We start from the raw sequence: 5,296 nt of genomic DNA on the forward strand, positions 1-5,296 counted from the left end.
GGCCGCGCGTTTTGAATAAGCGGCAGGAAGACACCACCATGAGCCAGCTCAAACAAACCCCTTCGCAAACCGTCGGCCCCTTCTTCGCCTACGGCCTCACGCCCACGCAATACGGCTACGACCTCAAAAGCCTGTTCACGCCCGTGCTGGCCCAGCCGCACGCGCAAGGCGAACACATACGCATCACCGGCCAGGTCTTCGACGGCGCCGGCAACGCGGTGATGGACGCCATGGTCGAGATCGCCCAGCCCGACGGCAGCGGCCGGCCCATCGCGTCGGTGGCCGACGCCGAAGCGCGCGGCTTCACCGGCTTCGGCCGCTGCGGCACCGGCACCCTGCCGCAAAGCCACTACGAGTTTTTCACTGTCAAGCCGGGTGCCTTGGCCGGGCAGGCCCCCTTCATCAATGTCTGCGTGACCATGCGCGGCCTGCTGGTGCACACCTTTACGCGCATCTACTTTGAGGATGAAGCCGAAGCGAATGGCGAGGATGCGGTGCTGGCGAGTGTGCCGGCGGCACGGCGCGCTACTTTGGTGGCCAAACGCGAAATGACGGGGGCTGGGCCGCAGTACCGCTTTGACATCCATATGCAGGGTGACAAGGAAACGGTCTTTTTTGACCTGTGAGTGGAAACGGCGACAGGTTGAGGTAATGTCTGTCTGCAAGGGCATTCACCTCGACCAGGCCCTGTCAGTTTCAAACTCGAGTATCACCGCATGACGACGCCTCGCAAATCATCTTCCCTTGAGAAAATCGGCGGAACTGGCGTGATTGTTCTGCTCGCTGCATTTGCGCTCTATGGGGGTCTCACTGCCTTGTTGACGGGTGAGTTCTCAACGTTCGGGGCACGTGGCAATCCTTCCAAACTTCAACACTACAGCGGCCTGAAGGCTTACCTGTCCGGTTCTTTCCTCGTGGCGGTAGGGGCTACGTTGCTGCTAGTCCCCTGGATCGACATATTTCAGTCTCGCCTGCTTCGGGCAATCCTTGTTATGGACGGCGTCTTGTTTGTGTTGACAGTCGGCTCGTATGCCTGGTTCAGGGCCTAGCTAGCTCCGAAATCTTTCCGGTCAACGTCAGCGCAATCCAGAACCCCACCAATAAGCCAGTCGGAGATCACGCGCGTCCAACTGGTCGCGCGGAAAGAACACGCAGCTCAGAGGCTCAGGCATCCTCACCATAGTCATGGTCGGGATGGTTCACCGTACCTAATTTCCAGTAGCCACGCCCCACGATGCGGCTGCGCTCCACGCCGAGTTCTTCAATCAGCAACTGGCGTAAGCGACGCATGGCCGCGGCTTCGCAAGCCAAATAGATGCGCGCGTCGGCCGCGGGGGCACCGGCTTGGCGCAAGGCCGCTTCCAGTGCGCTGCCGGCCTGGGTGTTGTCGGCCCCGCGCGCCACCCAGCGGGCCTCCACTTTCGCAGCGCTGTTCAGCGGGCGCTCTTCGGCGGCATCGACCACTTCGACCAGCACCTGCGCCTGCGCACTCGCGGGCAAGGCGGCCAGGATGGTTTCAAAAGCGGGCAGGGCGCTGTCGTCGCCGATCAGCATGTGCACAGGCGCGTCCAGCGCGAGTTTGTAGCCAGGGCCTGGCCCCATCAAAAACAGCACCTGGCCGACCTGCGCCTGCGCGGCCCAGGTGGATGCGGGGCCGTCGCCGTGCAGCACAAAGTCGACGTCGACCTCGTGCAGGTCCGCGCGCACGGCAAGCGGCGTGTAAGTGCGCATGGACTTCGGCCTCGGTCCGTCGGGYAGCGGGCGATCCGGTTCTGTCTGGCCGGGCTCGGGAAATATCAGCTTCATATAAGAAGCCGGGTCGTTGACTTCAAAGCCTTCAAGCTCCGCGCCTTGCAAGGTGATGCGGCGCATCAGCGGGCTCAAGGTCTGCACGCGCGTGACCTGCACGCGGCGCGGCGGCCGGCGTTTGCGCGGCGGGGCTTCGGGGGAGGGGGTGACGGAAGCGGGTGTGGTGGACATGATGTCTTTCAAGGGCGGATGCGTCTAGTTGAGAATTATTATCATCTGATCGCAATGACCGGTGCTGCGCAAGGGCAAAGAGGCAAACGTCCTACCCAGGCGCGCAGGGCCGGTGCAGTAAAGTAAGCCCAGGCGGCGCCCTTCCGGCCTTGCGGCCGCCGTCCCCTCCTTCCCCCACTCTTACAACAGCGCTTATGACCATCTTCGGAACCCCTTTGTCTCCCCATGCCACCAAAGTCATGCTGCTCGGCTCCGGCGAGCTGGGCAAGGAGGTGCTGATCGCGCTGCAGCGCCTGGGTGTGGAGACCATCGCCACCGACCGCTACGAGAACGCACCGGGCCAGCAGGTGGCGCACCAYGCSCGCACCATCACCATGAGCGACCCGGCCCAGCTCAAGGCCCTGATTGAAAAAGAAAAGCCCGACCTGGTCGTGCCCGAGATCGAGGCCATCGCTACCGCCATGCTCGAAGAACTCGAAGCCGCCGGCACGGTGCGCGTGATCCCCACGGCCCGTGCCGCGCGCCTGACCATGGATCGCGAGGGCATACGCCGCCTGGCCGCCGAAACCCTGGGCCTGCCCACCAGCCCCTATGTGTTCTGCGATTCGCTGGAGGAATTGCAGGCCGCGATTGATTCGACCACGGGATACCCCTGCATCGTCAAGCCGGTGATGAGCTCCTCGGGCAAGGGCCAGAGCAAGATCGCCGGGCCGGCCGACGTGAAGAAAGCCTGGGACTACGCCATGGCCGGCGGCCGCGTGAGCCACGGCCGCGTGATCGTCGAGGGTTTTATCGACTTCGACTACGAGATCACCCAGCTCACAGTGCGCGCCATGGGCGCCGACGGCAAGATTGAAACCCATTTCTGCGAGCCGATTGGCCATGTCCAGGTCAGCGGCGACTATGTCGAAAGCTGGCAGCCGCACCCCATGCGACCGGCCGCGCTGCAAAAAAGCCGCGACATCTGCAAAGCCGTGACCGACAACCTGGGCGGCCAGGGCCTGTTCGGCGTCGAACTGTTCGTCAAGGGTGAGGATGTCTGGTTCAGCGAAGTGAGCCCGCGTCCGCACGACACCGGCATGGTCACCATGTGCACCCAGTGGCAGAACGAATTTGAGCTGCATGCCCGTGCCATTCTGGGTCTGCCGGTCAACACCGCGCTCAAGAGCCCGGGCGCCAGCGCCGTGATCTACGGCGGTGTCGATGCCGAGGGCATTGTGTTCGACGGCGTGGCCGAGGCGCTGCGTGTGCCCAACTCCGACATCCGCCTCTTCGGCAAGCCCGAGAGTTTTGTGAAACGCCGCATGGGCGTGGCGCTGGTTTTTGATGCCGACGTCGAAACCGCGCGCATCAACGCCAAAACCGCCGCCGCCCTGGTGCGGCCGCGCAAGGCCGGCTGAGAAGCTGTTATCGGGAAGCCTGCAGCCATGCCTGGAGCCGTTCACTGATGAATGTCGGCGATCTTCATCTCCTGGAGGACACCGCCTGGCGCGTGCTGTTCTCGGCGGTGGTGGCCGTGGTGCTGGCCCTGGTGGTGCACCGCGTCGGCGCGGCGGTGATTTGGCGCATCACGCGCAACCTGCCGATTTCCAGCGCGGTGGCGCGCCGCAGCTGGCGGCCCACGCGCTTTGTGCTGCCGCTGATCGCGCTGCAGGGTGTCTGGCAGGCCGCGCCTGACGCGCTGCCGCTGATTTCACAAGTGCGCCACGGCAACATCCTGCTGCTGCTGGCCACCGTCACCTGGCTGGCGCTGCGCGCCGTCGACGGCGTGGCGCAAGGCGTCATAGGCCAGCATTCGGTCGAGGTGGAAGACAATCTCAACGCGCGCCGCATCCACACCCAGACGCGGCTGCTCGCGCGCATCGTCGGCTTCATGGTGCTGGTCACGGGCCTGTCGATGATGTTGATGACCTTCCCCGGCGCGCGCCAACTGGGCGCCAGTCTGCTGGCCTCGGCCGGCGTGATCGGCATCGTGGCCGGTATCGCGGCCCGCCCGGTGTTCAGCAACCTGATCGCCGGCCTGCAGCTCGCGCTGGCCCAGCCCCTGCGCATCGACGACGTGCTCATCGTGCAGGGCGAGTGGGGCCGCGTCGAGGAAATCACCGGCACTTACGTGGTGCTCAAGATCTGGGACGAGCGCCGCATGATCATCCCGCTGCAGTGGTTTATCGAAAACCCCTTCCAGAACTGGACACGCAACAGCGCGCAGATCATAGGCACAGTGTTCGTCTGGGTGGACTACCGCATGCCGCTGGAGCCGCTGCGCCAGGCCGCGCGCCGCGCCTGCGAAGCGGCGCCCGAATGGGACAAGCGCCTGTGCCTCTTGCAGGTGGTGGAGGCTGGCGAGCGCAGCATGCAACTGCGCCTGCTGCTCACCTCGGGCAACTCCGGCCTCAACTGGGACCTGCGCTGCAAGGTACGCGAGGCGCTGGTGGATTTCATGCAGCGCGAGTACCCGCAGTTCCTGCCGACGATGCGGGCCGAGATCGCAAAGGGGGATGAGAGCTCCCAGGCTGATAAGCCCACGGGACCGCCATCGCAAGCCTAGGCTTGCGGGCTTCAGGCGGCGGCGTCCAGGCAACCGGCAAACACCGCGCTGCTGACCAGCTCGAACTCTTTCGCTTCCGGCAACTGGTAGTGCCACCATTCCATGGGGTGGTGCACAAACCCGGCTTCCAGCATGATGGTCAGCAGCTTCATGCGGTTGAGCTGTACCGCGGCCGGCAGGTCGGCGTAGAAGTGGTGCGAGGCCGGCGTCATGGTGTCGACCGGCGTGCCCATGTCGAGCTCATTGCCGCCGGCATCCAGCAAGGTCAGGTCCACCGCCACGCCGCGCGTGTGGTTGGAGCCCTTGGCCGGGTCGGCCACATAACCCGGCACCGGCAGCACCGCCCAAAGCGCTTCCTGCGCCTCGTGCGGGCGGAAGGCGTCAAAAATCTTGAGCTTGTAGCCGAAGCCGCGCGCCGCCGCCACCGCGCGGCGCAGGCAGGCTTCGGCCTCGGGGTGCAGAAAGCAGAAGGTGTGGCCGTAGATCACCTGGCCGGTGAAGTTGTCGGGCCGCGCATACATCATGTCGATGACGACGTCGTGCGTGGCTTCCCTGATCTGGACGAGGGGCTGGCTAGGGTTCATATCTCTTGAAGCGATTGGATGGCTACWTATACTGTTTCCGTCGAAAGGCTGGTCATTAAAACAATATCCAATGTATCAGGGGGAATTCATGGAATCAGCAGCGCTCACAGCAAAATTCTGGAAGGTGACTCGAATCAGCAAGGCCTTCCTGAGCATTCTGATCGCCATGGCCGCCTCCCTTGCC

The 5,296-nt window shown here is 64.2% G+C and carries 6 protein-coding genes; 4 read left to right on the forward strand and 2 right to left on the reverse strand.

The annotated features are described in order from the left end of the window. Positions 1 to 38: 38 nt before the first annotated feature. Complete coding sequence (pcaG, locus tag AC1D0P_RS21255) at positions 39 to 626, forward strand: protocatechuate 3,4-dioxygenase subunit alpha (protein WP_477678566.1); 588 nt, start codon at positions 39 to 41, stop codon at positions 624 to 626. A gap of 90 nt (positions 627 to 716) precedes the next feature. Beyond that, the gene (locus tag AC1D0P_RS21260) at positions 717 to 1,049 is read left to right on the forward strand and encodes a hypothetical protein (RefSeq protein ID WP_477678567.1); all 333 of its coding nucleotides are present in this window, start codon (positions 717 to 719) and stop codon (positions 1,047 to 1,049) included. Between the two features lie 115 nt (positions 1,050 to 1,164). On the opposite strand, the gene AC1D0P_RS21265 is transcribed toward AC1D0P_RS21260, so the two are convergent. After that, positions 1,165 to 1,980 (reverse strand): siderophore-interacting protein, encoded by an 816-nt coding sequence (locus tag AC1D0P_RS21265; protein ID WP_477678568.1) that lies wholly within the window; start codon positions 1,978 to 1,980, stop codon positions 1,165 to 1,167. 194 nt (positions 1,981 to 2,174) lie between these two features. Between AC1D0P_RS21265 and purT the strand changes: the two genes are divergently transcribed. Both purT and AC1D0P_RS21275 read left to right on the forward strand, forming a co-directional pair. Next, complete coding sequence (purT, locus tag AC1D0P_RS21270; protein WP_477678569.1) at positions 2,175 to 3,380, forward strand: formate-dependent phosphoribosylglycinamide formyltransferase; 1,206 nt, start codon at positions 2,175 to 2,177, stop codon at positions 3,378 to 3,380. A gap of 47 nt (positions 3,381 to 3,427) precedes the next feature. Next, positions 3,428 to 4,528, forward strand: a complete 1,101-nt coding sequence (locus AC1D0P_RS21275) for a mechanosensitive ion channel family protein (protein WP_477678570.1) — start codon at positions 3,428 to 3,430, stop codon at positions 4,526 to 4,528. Positions 4,529 to 4,539: 11 nt separating this feature from the next. Here AC1D0P_RS21275 and ddpX read toward each other — a convergent pair whose 3' ends face one another. Beyond that, on the reverse strand, positions 4,540 to 5,112 hold the full coding sequence (gene ddpX / locus AC1D0P_RS21280; protein WP_477678571.1) for a D-alanyl-D-alanine dipeptidase: 573 nt from the start codon (positions 5,110 to 5,112) through the stop codon (positions 4,540 to 4,542). Positions 5,113 to 5,296 lie beyond the last annotated feature (184 nt).

It is taken from the genome of Polaromonas sp. P1_G2 (genome assembly GCF_056405515.1).

Excerpts from the sequence above, each read along its gene's own strand:
- pcaG (WP_477678566.1), top strand. The coding sequence starts at position 39 with ATGAGCCAGCTCAAACAAACCCCTTCGCAAACCGTCGGCCCCTTCTTC.
- AC1D0P_RS21260 (WP_477678567.1), top strand. The coding sequence starts at position 717 with ATGACGACGCCTCGCAAATCATCTTCCCTTGAGAAAATCGGCGGAACT.
- AC1D0P_RS21275 (WP_477678570.1), top strand. The coding sequence starts at position 3,428 with ATGAATGTCGGCGATCTTCATCTCCTGGAGGACACCGCCTGGCGCGTG.
- ddpX (WP_477678571.1), bottom strand. The coding sequence starts at position 5,112 with ATGAACCCTAGCCAGCCCCTCGTCCAGATCAGGGAAGCCACGCACGAC.